The organism is Curtobacterium sp. ABR8 (genome assembly GCF_057812125.1).
The window spans coordinates 1,200,785-1,215,044 of the sequence record NZ_CM173818.1 but is presented as its reverse complement, the minus strand read 5'-3'; the positions used below and the strand labels follow the sequence as shown (position 1 = coordinate 1,215,044).

The following is a 14,260-nucleotide window of genomic DNA, read 5'->3' as shown; positions in this document are numbered from 1 at the left end:
GGATGTCCGACAGTCTATTGGCCCGAGCAGTCACTTCCCGTTCTGGTCGCCCGCTGCCGGAGCCGCCGTGGCGGCGGGAGCCGCCGGTGCTGCCGGAGCGGAAGGAGCAGTCGGCTGCGTCGGCGTGGTCGGCGTCGTCTGGTCAGCCTGCGAGGCTCCCTGTCCAGACGAGGATCCCGAGGACGACTGCGAGGACTGCGACTGCGACTGCGACTGCGACTGCGACTGCGACTGCGACTGCGACGAGTGGCTGGCCTGCCCGATCATCGCCTGGCTCGGAGCGGGCAGCGCGTCCCCACCGACCGTCTGGTCCAGGTACGCCATCATCGACTTCCCGACGCCGAACTTCGCGCTGTACCCGGTGGTCCCCTGCAGGAACGGCCAGTTCGCCAGGCTCACGTTCCCCTGCACGTTGCCGATCCAGGTGGCGTTCGTGTACTTCGTCGACGACGCCACGAGCCAGTTCTGCACGTCGCCGTCGGTCGTGCCGGTCTTCGCGAACTTCGGCACGCTGTCGCCCGGGTTCGCACTGGCGGCGGTGCCCGAGCCCGACAGCACGCCCTGCAGCGCGTAGTCCACGGTGCCGGCGACGTCCGCCGAGACGCCCTGGGTGCAGGACGACGGCGTCGGGGTGATCTTGGTGCCGTCCGACTCGGTGACCGAGTCGATGGCGGTCGGCGTGCAGACGACACCGCCGTTCGCGAAGCCCGCGTACGCCTCGGCGAGGTCGATCGGCGACAGCTCGTTGACGCCGAGGATCGACGAGGGGGTCTGCCCGAGGGCACCGCCGTCGGCGCGGTGGATCCCCATCGACTGGGCGAGCTGCGCGATCTTGCAGAGGTCGAGCTGCTTGCCCATCGCGCCGAAGGCGGTGTTGATCGACTCGACGGTGGCGGCCTGCACGGTCATCGACGCCGGCACGGACTCGGCGTTCGCGACGGGCCACGTCCCGCCACTGACGTTCTGGCAGGAGTTGGTGAACTCCGAGTTCTGGAAGGTGTGCTCGGTGGTCGACACCGATTCGGACAGGGTGTGGCCGGTCGCGAGCCACTCGGCCAGGGTGAACACCTTGTAGGTGGACCCCGTCTGGAACCCTCCGGAGTTGCCGTACCCGGAGTCCGCGCTGTAGTTCACCGCGGTCGACCCCGCTGCGGCGTTGTCCCCCTGCGTGTACGACGTGTTCTGCACCATCGACATGATGCGTCCGGTGCCGGGCTCGACGGTGACGTTCGAGCCGCCGACGTCGACGCCGGCCATCGTGGACGGCACGTAGGTCGACAGCGCGGTCTGCGCCTGGCTCTGCAGGTCGAGGTCGAGCGAGGTGTGGATCTGCAGGCCCTTGGTGTCGAGGGTCGCGATGCGTGCCGCGGCGGTCTTGCCGAACGCCGGGTCCTGCAGCACCTGGTCGCGGACGTAGTCGCAGAAGTAGCCGGCGTCCTCGTTCGTCGCCGCGGTCGAGCAGCCGTTCGCGGTCTCGGTGATCTTCGGCGTGACCGGCGTCGCGATCGCCTTCGTCATCGCGGCCTTCGTGATCGACCCGTGCGCCTGCATCCGGCGGAGCACGTAGTCGCGGCGCTCCTTCGTCAGCGCGTACCCGTTGGCCGAGCCGTTGTCCTTGTCGCTCGGTACGTCGATGCGCAGGTTCGACGGGTTGTTGAGGATCGCCACGAGCGTCGCCGACTGCACGAGCGACAGGTCCTTCGCGTGCACCCCGAAGTAGTACTCGGCACCGGCCTCGGCGCCGTAGACCCGGCCGCCCAGCCCGACGATGTTCAGGTACCCGGTCAGGATGTCGTCCTTCGAGTACTTCTTGTTGACGGCGATCGCGTACCGCATCTCCTGCAGCTTCCGCTGCGGGGTGACGCCGGCCGCGTCCTGGTAGCAGGCCTCCACCTTCTTCGCCGTGGCGGCCTGGTCCTTGCCGGTGAGTTCCTCGCACTGCTGCACGAGGACGTTCTTGACGTACTGCTGGGTGATGCTCGACCCGCCCTGGACGTCGCCGCCGACCACGGTCGCGGCGACTCCGCGCAGCGTGCCGAGGACGTCGATGCCGCCCTCGTCGTAGTACCGGGGGTCCTCGGTGTCGATCGCGGCCTGCTTGAGCGTGTCCGCCATCTGGTCGGCCGTGACGTTCGTCCGGTTCTCGGCGTAGAACGACGCGATCTTGACCTGCTTGCCGCCCTTCGTCGCGTACACCGACGAGACCTGCTGCGGCGTCTGCACGTCGAGGTAGCTCGGCAGGTCCTCGAAGAACGCGACCGCTCCGGAGGTGCTCTCACCCGCGACGGCGACCGCCGGCGTCACCGCGACGGCGACGAGCATGCCGGCGAGCACGGACATCACCACGAACATCAGGAGAGCACCAGGCCATCGCACCACACGCATGCCCCGAACCGTAGGGAGGCGGGCTGTACTGGTTCTGCCGTGGAACCGACTGAGGCTGCGCCGTCGCTCAGGTTGCCGCTCAGGCACCACCCGACGCGGGTCGCGATCCGCGCGCGGTCAAGGATCCGACCGGGAGGCCCGGCGCACGCCCGGCGCGTCGGCCACCGGTCACGATCCGGTCACGCCCAGGGCCGCACCACGTCAGTCGCGCGGCTGCAGGTCCTGTGGACGGACCAGGTACATGTCGATCGACGCCCCGACGACGCCGTCGCCACCGGTGCTGCCACGTCGGACCTGCTCGCGGACGAGGTCGCCGCGGCCGACGCCGATCAGGGCGACGTCGTGCAGCGACGCGGTCCCTGGCCTGAGGTAGTCGTTGTGCCCGACCGGACGGCGGAACAGGTCGCCAGCGGCCAGCGCGTCGGCCCCGCCGGCCAGGTCCATCACGGTGGCGCCGAAGGACGCACCGCCGGGATCCGTGCCGTAGTACCCGGACCCGGCGATCGGGTCGCTGTGCGCGACGCCGACGAACACCTCGTCCGAGGCGACGGCCAGCTCCGCCGACGACCGGACGTCGCTGCCCGGCGACCCGAGGACGGTGAGGGTGTCGGCACTCATCCGTCCGGAGGCGAGCGCCATGAGCGCCGTGGTCGACCCGTAGGAGTGCGCCACGATGTTCAGCCGGGGCTGGTCGCCGTCGCGGATCTGCCGCAGACCGTCGACGGTGCGCTCGAGTCGCTGTGCTCCGGTGTCGGCGAGGCTGAGCGACATGATGTTCGACAGGTCGGGCGTGCGGTAGCCCATCCACGCCACGACGGCGACGCCGGACCCGTCACCGGAGCCACCGGCTGCCAGCGGTGCGAGGGTCGCCTGCTCGCTCGCCAGGTCGTTGGCGGTGTTCGTGAAGTCGGCCATCTGCCCCGTCACGGTGAAGAACATCCCGGGCACGATGACGGTGACGTCCGCCGCCGTGTCGAGGTCGCCGATGCTGATCGCCGCTCGTCCCGCTGCCCGGGTGTCGAGCGTGACGAGGAACCGCTGCGGGTCACCGGGCTCGCGCCGCAGCGAGTCCCGTACCTGTCCGAGCATCGCGGCGTGGGCGGCAGTCGTGTCGTGGTCGGCGAGGCCGCTGGCCAGGGTCGACCGGTTCGCCCGGTCGCGCACGGCGTAGGGCACGCCCTCGAGGTTGCCGACGATCGAGGGCGCGTGCGCCAGGAGCGTGTCCTGTTCGTCGGCGTCGAGCCCCGCCCACCACTGCGCGACGACGGCCGCGGCGGGTGGGTCGTCCTGTGCGGTCGCCACCACGCGTCGGTCGTCCGCGGCACGGCGCAGGGCACCGGCGCCGAGGGTGCGGAGGTCGTCGAGGAAGGCGCGTCCGTGCGCGGTCGCGACGGTGTCGACGTCGATCTGTCCCCCGGTCATGACCGGCTGGGGCACCGCGTGGCGTTCGGAGACCAGCGCGACCGTCACGGTGGCCGTGGTGGCGTGGGACGGAGGCGCGACGGGGGCCTCGATCACTCCGAGCGAGTGCATCGAGGCGGTGAGCAGAGCCGCGGCGATGAGCAGCAATCGGGTCTCCCCCTGGAAGGCCGTCCCGCCGCCCCCCTGCAGACGACGGGTGATGCTCTGTCGAGTGTAAGGAGAAAGCCCGAGGATCGGTCATGCGCGGTGCAACTTGTCCCCCGAACTGGGTGCGTCGGACGGCGCGCCGCGGCGTGCGGACACGTCGACGGCGTGCTCGCGGTCGGGCTCAGCCCTCGGCCGTGGTCTCCTCGGGTTCGGGGAGCGCGCTCGGGCCCTGGGTCACGAGCAGGTGGAACTGCTCGGCGTCGATGATCCGGAGGCCCAGCTGCTCGGCCTTCGTGAGCTTCGAACCGGCCCCGGGGCCCGCGGCCACGAAGTCGGTCTTCTTGCTCACGCTCGACGCCGCCTTGCCCCCGGCGGTGATGATCGCCTCCAGCGCACCTTCTCGCGTGTACCCCTCGAGCGATCCGGTGGCCACGACCGTGACACCGCTCAGGACACCGCCCTCGACCGCAGCACCGCCGGGGCCGGGGTGGTCCGGCGTGGTGAACTGCACGCCCGCCGCCGTCCAGCGGTCGATGATCTCGCGGTGCCAGTCGACCTCGAACCACGCGAGCAGGGCGTCGGCGATGATCCCGCCGACACCGTCGACCGCGGCGAGCTCCTCGCGCGAGGCGGCGCGGATCCGGTCGAGGGAACCGAAGTGGTTCGCGAGCGCCCGCGCCGCGACCGGTCCGACGTGGCGGATGCTCAGCCCGACCATGATGCGCCAGAGCGGTTTCGTCTTGGCCGCGTCGATGTTCGCGAGCATCTCGAACGCGTTCTTCGAGGGGTAGCGGCTCGGCTCGCCGGTGTAGTCGGCACCGCGGGCGTCGGCGTCGAACGGCGGGTCGGTCTTCTTGCGCGCCCGGCTGAACGGGGTCACGCGCTTCGGTGCGCCGGCGTCGTCGACCTTCTCCATGCCGGTCTCGGCGTCGCGCACGATCACCTCGATCGGGACGATGTCCTGCATCGTCAGGTCGAACAGCCCGGCCTCGGTCACGAGCGGCGGGGTCTCCGGGTGCAGCGGTTGCGTGAGCGCTGCGGCTGCGACCTCGCCGAGGCCCTCGATGTCGAGCGAGCCGCGCGAGGCGATGTGCTCCACACGACCGCGGACCTGCGCCGGGCAGCTCTTCGCGTTCGGGCAGCGGAGGTCGATGTCGCCTTCCTTCGCGGGGGCGAGCTCGGTGCCGCACTCCGGGCAGTGCGTCGGCATCACGAACTCGCGCTCCGTGCCGTCGCGCAGGTCGACGACCGGCCCGAGGACCTCGGGGATGACGTCGCCGGCCTTCCGCAGCACGACGGTGTCGCCGATCAGGACGCCCTTCGCCTTGACGACCTGCTGGTTGTGCAGGGTGGCCTGGCGCACGACCGAGCCGGCCACCTCGGCCGGGGCCATCACTGCGAACGGCGTCGCACGACCGGTGCGGCCGACACTCACCACGATGTCGGTGAGCGTCGTGTGGACCTCTTCCGGCGGGTACTTGTAGGCGATCGCCCACCGGGGTGCCCGTGACGTCGAGCCGAGTTCCTCGTGCAGGGCGAGGTCGTCGACCTTGATCACGACGCCGTCGATCTGGTGCTCGACCGAGGCGCGGCGGTCACCCGTCGAACGGACGAAGGCGTTCACCTCGTCGATGGTGTCGAAGACCCGGTAGTGGCTGCTCGTCGGCAGCCCCCACGTCTCGAGCAGCTCGTACACCTCGGACTGCGAGCGGACGTCGGTCTCCTGCTCGAGTTCGCGCACGGGCCACGCGCCGATGCCGTGCACGAGCATCCGCAACCGCCGGAGCCGGTCGATCATGAGCGCGCGCTTCGCCTCGGACTTGCCCTCTTCCTTCTGGCGGAGGGACCCGGCGGCGGCGTTGCGCGGGTTGGCGAAGACCCGCTCCCCCGCCTCGCGCTGGTTCGCGTTGAGCTCGTCGAACTCGGCGACCGGGAAGAAGATCTCGCCGCGGACCTCGACCAGGGGCGGGTGGCCGGTGCCCGACAGGCGGTCCGGGATCGTGCCCATCGTCCGGACGTTGCCGGTGACGTCCTCGCCGACCACGCCGTCGCCGCGGGTGGCCGCCGACACCAGCCGGCCGTGCTCGTAGCGCAGGTTGATCGCGAGGCCGTCGATCTTCAGCTCGGTCAGGAAGCGGACGCGCTCGGCACCGGCGTCGCGCTGCACCTTGACGGCCCACTCGGTGAGCTCGTCGGGGCTGAACACGTTGTCGAGCGAGAGCATGCGCTCGGCGTGCTCGACCGGCGCGAACTGCGTGGTCTGCGCCTGGCCGCCGACGGTCTGGGTCGGGCTGTCCTCGGTCAGGAGCTCCGGGAAGCGCTGCTCGATCGCGTCGAGCCGCCGGACCAGCACGTCGTAGTCGGCATCGGCTTCCGGCGAACCGTTCTCGCCCTGGTAGTAGGCCTGTCGCAGCTCGTTGATGCGCGCCCGCAGCCGGTCGACCTCGCGCCCGGCCTGGGCGGCGTCGAGCCCGTCGGGGTCGATGGTCTCGAACGTGGCGTCGGTCTCGCTCATGGCATCAGTTCTACCGTGCACCACCGACGCGGCGTGCAGCGAGCGTGTGCCCCGGGAGCGGCGGGGTCAGGCGTCGACGGGGACGGCGCTGACGGTGTTGTCGATCGTGCACTGGCCGAGGACCCGCGTGCCGACGTAGACCACGGCCGTCTGCCCGGGTGCGACCCCGTGCAGCGGCTCGTCGACGTCGATCACGAGCACGTCGTCCTGCACCCGGGCCGTCGCGGGCACCGGGTCGGCGTGCGCGCGGATCTGCACGTCGCAGGCGAACGGCGTCGCCGGGTCGGCCGGGGCCGTGCCCGCCCAGGTGAACCGCGAGCCGGACATCGAGGTGACGGCGAGGGCCTCCTTCGGGCCGACGACGACGGTGTTGTCCTTCGGGCGGATCTCGAGCACGAACCGGGGCTTGCCGTCCGGTGCCGGGCGACCGAGGGCCAGGCCGCGGCGCTGACCAACGGTGTAGCCGGTCGCGCCCTCGTGCGAGCCGACGACCGTGCCGTCACGCTCGACGACCTCGCCCGGCGCGGTGCCGACGCGGTCCGCCAGCCAGCCGCGGGTGTCGCCGTCCGGGATGAAGCAGATGTCGTACGAGTCCGGCTTCTGCGCGACGGTCAGCCCGCGCTCGGCGGCCTCGGCCCGGACCTCGTCCTTCGACGGGGTCGCCCCGAGCGGGAACATCGCGTGCTGCAGCTGCTCGGCGGTCAGGACCCCGAGCACGTAGGACTGGTCCTTCGCCCACGCGGCCGACCGGTGCAGTTCGCGCGAGCCGTCCGGTCCGGTGACGATCGAGGCGTAGTGCCCGGTCGCGACGGCGTCGAAGCCCAGGGCCAGGGCCTTCTCGAGCAGGGCGGCGAACTTGATCCGCTCGTTGCACCGCATGCAGGGGTTCGGGGTTCGGCCAGCCTGGTACTCGGCGACGAAGTCGTCGACGACGTCCTCCTTGAACCGGGCCGAGAAGTCCCACACGTAGTACGGGATGCCGAGGGCCGCAGCGGCGCGCTGGGCGTCCATCGAGTCCTCGATGGTGCAGCACCCGCGGCTGCCGGTGCGGAGCGTCCCCGGCATCCGGCTCAACGCCAGGTGCACCCCGACCACGTCGTGCCCGGCGTCGACCGCCCGGGCAGCAGCCACCGCCGAGTCGACCCCACCGCTCATCGCCGCCAGAACACGCATGCCTCCAGGGTAACCCGCCGACGAAGCGGTACCGCTGGCGTACCGTTGTGGTGCGATGACCACGACGGGGAACGACTCATTCGACTTCCGGTCCGTCCTGTTGTCCGGCTTCCTGCCGGCGGCACTCTTCGCGATCGGCGAGGGCGCGATCATCCCGATCATCCCGATCGCCGCCGACTCCCTCGGTGCGACCCTGGCGTTCGCGGGCTTCGTCGCGTCGCTCATCCTGGTCGGCGAGCTCATCGGCGACGTGCCGTCCGGCATCGTCGTCGCCCGGATCGGCGAGCGGAACGCCATGATCGGCGCCGCCCTGGTGTCGGTCGGCGGACTCGTCGTCTGCACGACCGCGGCGAACGCGTGGGTGCTGGCGCTCGGGGTGTTCCTGGTCGGTGTCTCGACCGCGGTGTTCGCACTGGCCCGGCACGCCTACATGACCACGGCGATCCCCGTCCGCATCCGCGCTCGGGCGCTCTCGAGCCTGGGCGGGGTGTTCCGCTTCGGGTACTTCGTCGGGCCGTTCCTCGCCGCCGGCGTGATCCACCTGACCGGCACCACCGCCAGCGCCTTCTGGATCCACGTCGTGTGCTGCCTGGCGGCGGCGACCGTGCTCCTGGTGCTGCGCGACCCGGCGACGGGCGCACGCGGTCTGCGGATGCCGCCACGGGCCTCCCGGTCGGGGTCCGACGCGACCGGCGTGACGGAGCCGTCCACCGACACCGGAGCGGTCTTCGTCGAGAAGGAGGCGCACGGGCTCTTCCGCACCATCCGCGCGAACGGCGCCGTCCTGCTGCGGCTCGGCAGCGGCGCCGCGCTCATCGGCGCCATGCGTGCCGGACGCCAGGTGATCCTGCCGCTCTGGGCGGTGAGCATCGGGCTCGACGACTCGACGGCGGCACTGGTCATCGGCATCGCCGGCGCCGTCGACTTCGCGCTGTTCTACACGAGCGGCCAGATCATGGACCGCTGGGGCCGCTTGGCGAGTGCGCTCCCCTGCATGCTCGGGCTGAGCATCAGCTACTTCCTGCTCGCCTGGAGCGGGCACCTCGACGCCCGCGTCGGCTGGTTCGTCGGCATCGCGATGGGCATGTCCCTCGCGAACGGCGTGGGCTCCGGCATCCTGATGACGCTCGGCGCGGACCTCGCCCCACGCGACGACCCGGCGCCCTTCCTCGGAGCCTGGCGGTTCACCGGCGACTTCGGGTCGGCCGCGGCACCGCTCGTGATCTCGGGGGTGACGGCCGTCGCGACGATCGCTGTGGCCAGCGGCGTGATGGGCGTGCTCGGCCTGATCGGCGCCGGCGTGCTGCTGCGCTACGTCCCCCGGTACCTGCCGCGGCAGCTCCGCTGACGCGCGCGGCGCGTACCGCGTACCGCGTACCGCGCGCCGCGCGGCCGGCGCACCGTGCGCGTTCCGCGACTCCGTGCGAGGTTCCCCGCTTCGTGCGCGCCTACTGCGGCGCACGGAGCGACCAACCCCGCACCGGGTGACGACCGGCGCACCGTGCGCACGTGCGCACCACCGCCCGGGAGGCCCCACGCACCCCCGTCACGAACACCGCACCGTGTCGACGGGGTCACCCACAACCCCGCTGGTCGCTCCGTGCGCGCCTGCTGCGGCGCACGGAGCGGGCAAGCCCGCACCGGGTGATGTCCGGCGCATCGTGCGCACGCACCGACGTCCGACGAGCAGGGACCGATCGGTAGACTGCCGCTGCTCGCGGGAGTGGTGGAATCGGTAGACACGCAGGATTTAGGTTCCTGTGCCCCAGGCGTGAGGGTTCGAGTCCCTCCTTCCGCACGGACGGTTGCGTGCTCGCGCATCTCATACCGCCGAGGGACGTCGGCGACATCGGTGAACGGTACCCTCGTCGTGCGGGTGACCCTCCCGTCACCGCATCTGCACGACCGGAAGAGACATGCACTCCGTCGCACTCGCCCTGATCCCATGGCTGGATCCGCAGTACATCCTCGACCACTTCGGGGCCGTCGCCGTGCTCGTCGTGTGTGCGATCGTCTTCGCCGAGACCGGTCTGCTGATCGGCTTCATCTTCCCGGGCGACAGCCTGCTCGTCATCACCGGCCTCTTCGCGTTCGACCGCGGCGGCGAGATCGGCGGCATCCCGATCTGGGTCGCGGCGCTGATGATCGGTGCCGCGGCGTTCCTCGGCGGGGAGCTCGGCTACTTCATCGGCAAGAAGGCCGGTCCGCCGATCTTCGAGCGCAAGGAGAGCGGACTGTTCTCCAAGGCGAACGTCGAGCGGACCAACGCGTTCTTCCACCGGTTCGGCCCGCTCGCGGTGATCCTGGCGCGCTTCGTGCCGGTCGTCCGCACCTTCGCCCCGATCGCCGCCGGCGTCGGCCGCATGGACTACAAGAAGTACTCGCTCTACAACGCGATCGGCGCCGTCGTCTGGGGTGTCGGTGTGACGTTCCTCGGGTATTTCATCGGGCACATCCCGTTCGTCGCCCACATCGTGCGCGAGTACATCGACATCATCCTGCTCGCCGCCGTCCTGGTGACCGTCGTGCCGATGGCGCTGACCTACATCCGGAACGCCCGCAAGGCGAAGAAGCACGAGCACCAGGCCGAGTCGCCGGCCGTCGACCCGCAGCTGTAGCCGGACCGAACACGACAGGCCCACACCGTTCGGTGTGGGCCTGTCGTCGTTTCAGGTGGGCGGTTCAGAGCCCGAAGTGCTCCCGCACGATCGGCGCGATGCCGCGGAACGCCTTGCTGCGGTGCGAGAGCGCGTTCTTCTCCTCGCGGGTGAGCTCGGCCGACGAGCGGTCGGCGTCGTCCGGCCGGAACACCGGGTCGTAGCCGTGACCGCCGTCGCCGACGGGTTCGGTCAGCACCTCGCCGTTCCACACCGCCTCGACGACGTGCTCGAACCCGTCGGGCGTCACGAAGGCGGCAGCGCACACGAAGGCGGCGGTGCGCTCCACGACGCCCTCGAGGTTCTGCAGCAGCAGTGCGATGTTGTCGGCGTCCGACCGGGTCCCCGCGTACCGCGCCGAGTGGATGCCCGGGGCACCGTCGAGCGCGTCGACCGCGATGCCGGAGTCGTCGGCGAGCGCCGGCAGCCCGGTGTGGGCGACCGCGGCACGGGCCTTGATCAGGGCGTTCGCGGCGTAGGTGTCGCCGTCCTCGACCGGTTCGGGGCCGTCGTAGCCGACGAGCTCGACGCCCTCGCCCAGCGCCGACCCGAGGATCTCGCGCAGCTCGACGACCTTGCCCTGGTTGTGGGTGGCGAGCACCACCTCGCGGGACGTCACGCCAGGCCCAGGGCCGAACGCTGGATCGACGCGAGCGACTGGTTGCCGGCCAGGCCCAGGTCGAGCAGGACGTTCAGCTCGTCGCGGTCGAACGGTGCGTGCTCGGCGGTGCCCTGCACCTCGATGAACTTCCCCGACCCGGTCGTGACGATGTTCATGTCGGTGTCGGCGGCGGAGTCCTCGGTGTACGCCAGGTCGAGCATCGGCTCGCCCGTGACGATGCCGACCGAGATCGCCTGCACGCTGTCGGTGAGCGGGGTGGCCTTCTTCGCGATGAAGCCCTTGCCGCGGCCCCACTCGATCGCGTCGACCATCGCCACGTAGGCGCCGGTGATCGACGCCGTGCGGGTGCCCCCGTCGGCCTGCAGCACGTCGCAGTCGATGACCAGGGTGTTCTCACCGAGGGCCTTCGTGTCGACCACGGCGCGGAGCGAGCGCCCGATCAGGCGGGAGATCTCGTGGGTGCGTCCGCCGACCTTGCCCTTGATGGACTCGCGCTGCATGCGCTCGTTCGTCGAGCGCGGCAGCATCGAGTACTCGGCGGTGACCCAGCCGGTGCCCTTGCCGGCGAGCCAGCGGGGAACGCCGTTCGTGAACGAGGCGGTGCAGAGCACCTTGGTGTTGCCGAACGAGATGAGCGCGCTGCCCTCGGCCTGCGTGCTCCAGCCCCGCTCGATGGTGACGGGGCGGTGTTCCTCGGCCTGGCGGCCGTCGATGCGGGTGGTCATGGTGTCCTTTCGGTCCGGCCGGGAGGCGCGGTGCGGTTCGACGGAGCGGGCGGCGGCGAGCGGCTGGTCGCCGCTCAGGGCCGCCCACGGGGCAGCGTGATGGCGCCGGTCTCGAGGTGGCCGACGCGGACGATCTCGGGGCCGAGGAACCGGCGGGCGAGCCGCAGGAACCCGTCCTCGTCGTCGCCGGTCGACTCGAACGAGTACGTCGGAGCGGTGGTGGTGGTGCGTTCGAGGCCGTGCTCGACGAGCCGGCGGTAGACGTCGCTCGCGGTCTCCTCGGCACTCGACACCAGGGTGACGTCCGGGCCCATCACGTACTGGATGGCCGCGGACATCAGCGGGTAGTGGGTGCAGCCGAGCACGAGCGTGTCGACGTCGGCGGTACGGATCGGGTCGAGGTACCCGGCGGCGACCTCGCGCAGTTCCGGCGAGGAGGTGTCCCCCGCCTCGACGAACTCGACGAACCGCGGGCACGCCGCCAGGGCGAGGGTGACGTCCGAGGCCACCGCGAAGGCGTCCTCGTAGGCGCGCGACGCGATGGTGCCGACCGTGCCGATGACGCCGATGCGCCCGGTCCTGGTCTGCTTCACGGCGGCGCGGGCGGCGGGCTGGATGACCTCGACCACCGGGATGCCGTACGCCTGCTCGTACCGTTCGCGGGCGTCGCGGAGCACGGCGGACGACGCCGTGTTGCAGGCGATGACGAGGGCCTTGACGCCCTGTTCGACCAGGTCGTCCATGACCTCGAGCGCGTAGCGGCGGACGTCGGCGATGGGCTTCGGGCCGTACGGCGAGTGCACGGTGTCGCCGACGTACCGGATGCTCTCGCGCGGCAGCTGGTCGATGATCGCGCGGGCCACCGTGAGCCCGCCGACCCCGCTGTCGAAGACTCCGATCGGTGCATCCGTCACGGTGACCAGCGTACCGACGCTCGCAGTAGTGTCGGGGAGGTGACCAGCGCGCTCCTGACGGACCAGTACGAACTCACCATGGTCGACGCGGCCCTGAAGGACGGGACCGCCCACCGGCGCTGCGTCTTCGAGGTGTTCGCCCGGCGGCTGCCCGACGGCCGCCGGTACGGCGTGGCCGCCGGCCTCGGGCGGTTCCTGACCGCCCTCGGCGACTTCCGCTTCGGCGACGACGAGATCGGGTTCCTGCGCGACCGCGGGGTCATCGACGCGGGCACCGCGTCGTTCCTCGCCGACTACCGCTTCACCGGCGACGTCCGGGCGTACCGCGAGGGCGAGGTGTACTTCCCGAACTCCCCCATCCTGCAGATCGAGGGCACGTTCGCCGAGGCCGTCGTGCTCGAGACGCTCGCCCTGTCGGTGTTCAACGCCGACTCCGCCATCGCCTCGGCGGCCGCCCGCATGGTCTCCGCCGCCGACGGCCGCCCGCTCGCCGAGATGGGGTCGCGCCGCACCGGCGAGTGGAACGCCGTCGCCGCCGCCCGTGCCGCGTACATCGCCGGCTTCGGCGCGACGAGCAACCTCGAGGCCGGCCGCACCTGGGGCATCCCGACGATGGGCACGGCCGCGCACGCGTTCACCCTGCTGCACGACTCCGAGGAAGCGGCGTTCCGTTCGCAGCTCGACGCCCTCGGCAACGGCACGACCCTGCTCGTCGACACGTACGACATCGAGCAGGCCGTCGAGACCGCCGTCCGCCTGACCGACGGCAAGCTCGGCGGTGTCCGGATCGACAGCGGCGACCTGCCGTCCGTCGTGGCGGCGGTCCGGGCGCAGCTCGACCGCCTCGGCGCGACGGGCACGAAGATCACCGTCACGAACGACCTGGACGAGTACACGATCGCTGCGCTCCGGGCCGCCCCGGTCGACTCGTACGGCGTCGGCACCTCAGTCGTCTCCGGCTCCGGACACCCCGCCGCCGGCATGGTCTTCAAGCTCGTGGCGCACCGGTCCGCCGACGGCGACGACTGGGTCGCCGTGGCGAAGAAGTCGGCTGACAAGGCCTCGATCGGCGGGCGGAAGGAAGCCGGGCGTCGCCTGCGCAACGGTGTCGCCACGGCCGAGGTCGTGCTGACCGCCGGGCAGGTCGGCCCCGATGAGCGCCCCCTGCTCGTGCCCGTCGTCACCGGCGGCGAGGTGGATCCGGCGTTCCTCGGGGTGCAGGGCGTCGAAGCCGCTCGGGCACACCACGAGCGTGCCAAGGCCGAGCTGCCGGCGGACGCCGCGCGCATCGGTCGCGGCGACCCCGCGATCCCGACCCTGGTGATCTAGCGCGCCGCTGCGCATCGCTCGGTGAGCAGAAATGGTCGGGTCCCCGAAGGCGACCCGACCATTTCTGCTCACGATGCGCGGGCCGCGTCTACTCGGCCTTCATCTTCTCGTAGATGGCCTTGCAGTCCGGGCAGACCGGGAACTTCTCCGGGTCGCGGCCCGGGATCCACTTCTTGCCGCACAGCGCCTTGACCGGCTTGCCGGACATCGCCGACTGCAGGATCTTGTCCTTCTTGACGTAGTGCGAGAACCGCTCGTGGTCGCCGGGTTCGATCGCTTCGTCTTCGAGGAGCTTCTCGAGCTCCCGGTCCATCACGTCGAGGCCGCCGCCTGGTTCCGTCATGCTCATGGGTCCAGGGTACGACGGTCTG

11 protein-coding genes and 1 tRNA gene are annotated in these 14,260 nt (G+C 71.2%); 4 read left to right on the top strand and 8 right to left on the bottom strand.

Translation table 11 applies throughout. The annotated features are described in order from the left end of the window. Nucleotides 1-30 precede the first annotated feature (30 nt). The 4 genes from ACXKZB_RS05910 to mnmA form a co-directional block, all read right to left on the bottom strand. Nucleotides 31-2,385 carry a transglycosylase domain-containing protein gene (locus ACXKZB_RS05910; RefSeq protein WP_488825148.1) on the bottom strand — a complete coding sequence of 785 codons (2,355 nt, stop codon included), beginning with the start codon at nt 2,383-2,385 and terminating at the stop codon, nt 31-33. A gap of 201 nt (nt 2,386-2,586) precedes the next feature. Next, nucleotides 2,587-3,954 (bottom strand): alpha/beta hydrolase, encoded by a 1,368-nt coding sequence (locus ACXKZB_RS05905; RefSeq protein ID WP_488825147.1) that lies wholly within the window; start codon nt 3,952-3,954, stop codon nt 2,587-2,589. A 181-nt stretch (nt 3,955-4,135) separates the two neighbouring features. After that, the gene (gene ligA / locus ACXKZB_RS05900; protein WP_488825146.1) at nt 4,136-6,469 is read right to left on the bottom strand and encodes an NAD-dependent DNA ligase LigA; all 2,334 of its coding nucleotides are present in this window, start codon (nt 6,467-6,469) and stop codon (nt 4,136-4,138) included. Between the two features lie 66 nt (nt 6,470-6,535). After that, nucleotides 6,536-7,642, bottom strand: a complete 1,107-nt coding sequence (gene mnmA / locus ACXKZB_RS05895; protein ID WP_488825144.1) for a tRNA 2-thiouridine(34) synthase MnmA — start codon at nt 7,640-7,642, stop codon at nt 6,536-6,538. Between the two features lie 55 nt (nt 7,643-7,697). Between mnmA and ACXKZB_RS05890 the strand changes: the two genes are divergently transcribed. The 3 genes from ACXKZB_RS05890 (at nt 7,698) to ACXKZB_RS05880 (ending at nt 10,260) form a co-directional block, all read left to right on the top strand. Further along, nucleotides 7,698-8,990 carry an MFS transporter gene (locus tag ACXKZB_RS05890; protein ID WP_488825143.1) on the top strand — a complete coding sequence of 431 codons (1,293 nt, stop codon included), beginning with the start codon at nt 7,698-7,700 and terminating at the stop codon, nt 8,988-8,990. Nucleotides 8,991-9,359: 369 nt separating this feature from the next. Further along, nucleotides 9,360-9,440: transfer RNA gene (locus ACXKZB_RS05885), tRNA-Leu, on the top strand. A 118-nt stretch (nt 9,441-9,558) separates the two neighbouring features. After that, nucleotides 9,559-10,260: a DedA family protein gene (locus ACXKZB_RS05880; RefSeq protein WP_123313368.1), complete on the top strand. Its 702-nt coding sequence runs from the start codon at nt 9,559-9,561 to the stop codon at nt 10,258-10,260. 64 nt (nt 10,261-10,324) lie between these two features. Here ACXKZB_RS05880 and rdgB read toward each other — a convergent pair whose 3' ends face one another. From rdgB to murI, 3 genes are all read right to left on the bottom strand, one after another. Next, on the bottom strand, nt 10,325-10,918 hold the full coding sequence (gene rdgB / locus ACXKZB_RS05875; RefSeq protein WP_123313367.1) for an RdgB/HAM1 family non-canonical purine NTP pyrophosphatase: 594 nt from the start codon (nt 10,916-10,918) through the stop codon (nt 10,325-10,327). Continuing rightward, nucleotides 10,915-11,646, bottom strand: coding sequence for a ribonuclease PH (rph, locus tag ACXKZB_RS05870; protein WP_488825142.1), 732 nt, complete (start codon nt 11,644-11,646; stop codon nt 10,915-10,917). The genes rdgB and rph overlap by 4 nt, the downstream gene beginning before the upstream one ends. Before the next feature lie 74 nt (nt 11,647-11,720). Continuing rightward, nucleotides 11,721-12,560: a glutamate racemase gene (gene murI, locus ACXKZB_RS05865; RefSeq protein ID WP_488825141.1), complete on the bottom strand. Its 840-nt coding sequence runs from the start codon at nt 12,558-12,560 to the stop codon at nt 11,721-11,723. 78 nt (nt 12,561-12,638) lie between these two features. On the opposite strand from murI, the gene ACXKZB_RS05860 reads away from it, so the two are divergent. Next, the gene (locus tag ACXKZB_RS05860; RefSeq protein WP_488825864.1) at nt 12,639-13,889 is read left to right on the top strand and encodes a nicotinate phosphoribosyltransferase; all 1,251 of its coding nucleotides are present in this window, start codon (nt 12,639-12,641) and stop codon (nt 13,887-13,889) included. An 88-nt stretch (nt 13,890-13,977) separates the two neighbouring features. Here ACXKZB_RS05860 and ACXKZB_RS05855 read toward each other — a convergent pair whose 3' ends face one another. Continuing rightward, nucleotides 13,978-14,238 (bottom strand): DUF3039 domain-containing protein, encoded by a 261-nt coding sequence (locus tag ACXKZB_RS05855; RefSeq protein ID WP_123313364.1) that lies wholly within the window; start codon nt 14,236-14,238, stop codon nt 13,978-13,980. Nucleotides 14,239-14,260 lie beyond the last annotated feature (22 nt).

What these genes read in the sequence shown, in the direction of transcription:
- ACXKZB_RS05910 (WP_488825148.1), bottom strand. Translation starts at nt 2,385, where the DNA reads ATGCGTGTGGTGCGATGGCCTGGTGCTCTCCTGATGTTCGTGGTGATG.
- ligA (WP_488825146.1), bottom strand. Translation starts at nt 6,469, where the DNA reads ATGAGCGAGACCGACGCCACGTTCGAGACCATCGACCCCGACGGGCTC.
- mnmA (WP_488825144.1), bottom strand. Translation starts at nt 7,642, where the DNA reads ATGCGTGTTCTGGCGGCGATGAGCGGTGGGGTCGACTCGGCGGTGGCT.
- ACXKZB_RS05890 (WP_488825143.1), top strand. Translation starts at nt 7,698, where the DNA reads ATGACCACGACGGGGAACGACTCATTCGACTTCCGGTCCGTCCTGTTG.
- ACXKZB_RS05880 (WP_123313368.1), top strand. Translation starts at nt 9,559, where the DNA reads ATGCACTCCGTCGCACTCGCCCTGATCCCATGGCTGGATCCGCAGTAC.
- rph (WP_488825142.1), bottom strand. Translation starts at nt 11,646, where the DNA reads ATGACCACCCGCATCGACGGCCGCCAGGCCGAGGAACACCGCCCCGTC.
- ACXKZB_RS05860 (WP_488825864.1), top strand. Translation starts at nt 12,639, where the DNA reads ATGGTCGACGCGGCCCTGAAGGACGGGACCGCCCACCGGCGCTGCGTC.
- ACXKZB_RS05855 (WP_123313364.1), bottom strand. Translation starts at nt 14,238, where the DNA reads ATGAGCATGACGGAACCAGGCGGCGGCCTCGACGTGATGGACCGGGAG.